Here is a 1,338-nt window from a genome sequence, read left to right as displayed (position 1 = left end):
TGCGCGAGTACGACACCGGCGCCAGGCCAGCCGCACCGAAGGAGTTGCAGCACGATGTTCGACACCGGCGACGTCGGCGTGTTCCTCGGCCTGGACGTCGGCAAAACTGCTCACCACGGCCACGGGCTCACCCCAGCCGGCAAGAAGGTCTTCGACAAGCCGCTGCCCAACAGCGAACCGAAACTGCGGGCCGTCTCCGACAAGCTGACCGCGAAATTCGGCACCGTCCCGGTGATCGTGGACCAGCCCGCCTCGATCGGCGTCCTGCCCTTGACGGTCGCCCGGGATACGGGCTGCATGGTCGCCTACCTGCCCGGACTCGCGATGCGGCGGATCGCTGATCTCTACCCGGGCGAGGCCAAAACCGACGCGAAGGACGCCGCAGTGATCGCGGACGCCGCGCGCACCATGCCGCACACCCTGCGCTCGCTCCAACTCACCGACGAGATCACCGCCGAACTGACCGTCCTGGTCGGCTTCGACCAGGATCTCGCCGCCGAGGCCACCCGCACCAGCAACCGGATACGCGGCCTCCTCACCCAATTCCACCCCTCGCTGGAGCGTGTCCTGGGCCCCCGCCTCGACCACCAGGCCGTCACCTGGCTCCTGGAGCGTCACGGCTCCCCGGCCGCACTGCGCAAAGCCGGCCGCCGCAGACTCGTCGAACTGATCCGACCCAAGGCACCGCGCATGGCCCAGCGGCTGATCGACGAGGTCTTCGACGCTCTCGATGAACAGACCGTCGTCGTTCCCGGCACCGGCACCCTCGACATCGTCGTGCCTTCCCTGGCCGCCTCGCTCGCCGCCGTCCACACCCAGCGCCGGACTCTGGAAACGCAGATCAACACCCTGCTGGACGCCCACCCTCTTTCCCCGGTCCTGACGTCGATGCCCGGCGTCGGCGTCAGGACCGCCGCCGTCCTGCTGGTGACCGTGGGCGACGGCACCAGCTTCCCCACCGCCGCCCACCTGGCCTCCTACGCCGGCCTCGCCCCGGCCACGAAGTCATCCGGGACCTCGATCCACGGCGAACACGCGCCCAGAGGCGGCAACCGGCAGCTCAAACGGGCGATGTTCCTGTCCGCCTTCGCCTGCATAAACGCCGACCCGGCCTCCCGCACCTACTACGACCGCCAGCGAGCCCGCGGCAAGACCCACACCCAGGCCCTCCTGCGCCTGGCCCGCCAGCGCATCAGCGTCCTGTTCGCGATGCTCCGCGACGGCACCTTCTACGAACCCCGCGTCCCCACAGACGTCCAGCTCGCCGCCTGACCTCCGCCAGTCAAACCACCCCAAACTGAACCCGGGCGCCTTGACGGAAGACATAGAGGCACCCCC

General features: G+C 69.4%; 1 protein-coding gene. It reads left to right on the top strand.

What is annotated here, in order from left to right:
- The first annotated feature begins 54 nt into the window (after positions 1–54).
- Positions 55–1,272 (top strand): IS110 family transposase, encoded by a 1,218-nt coding sequence (locus AB0A97_RS41645; protein ID WP_361161319.1) that lies wholly within the window; start codon positions 55–57, stop codon positions 1,270–1,272.
- The last annotated feature ends 66 nt before the right edge of the window (positions 1,273–1,338 follow it).

Origin of the sequence: Streptomyces sp. NPDC045470, assembly GCF_040646595.1 — a bacterium.
Taxonomy (GTDB): Bacteria; Actinomycetota; Actinomycetes; order Streptomycetales; family Streptomycetaceae; genus Streptomyces.
Note: the sequence above shows the minus strand (reverse complement) of the source record. Positions and strands in the feature narration are given on the sequence as shown.

What these genes read in the sequence shown, in the direction of transcription:
- AB0A97_RS41645 (WP_361161319.1), top strand. Translation starts at nt 55, where the DNA reads ATGTTCGACACCGGCGACGTCGGCGTGTTCCTCGGCCTGGACGTCGGC.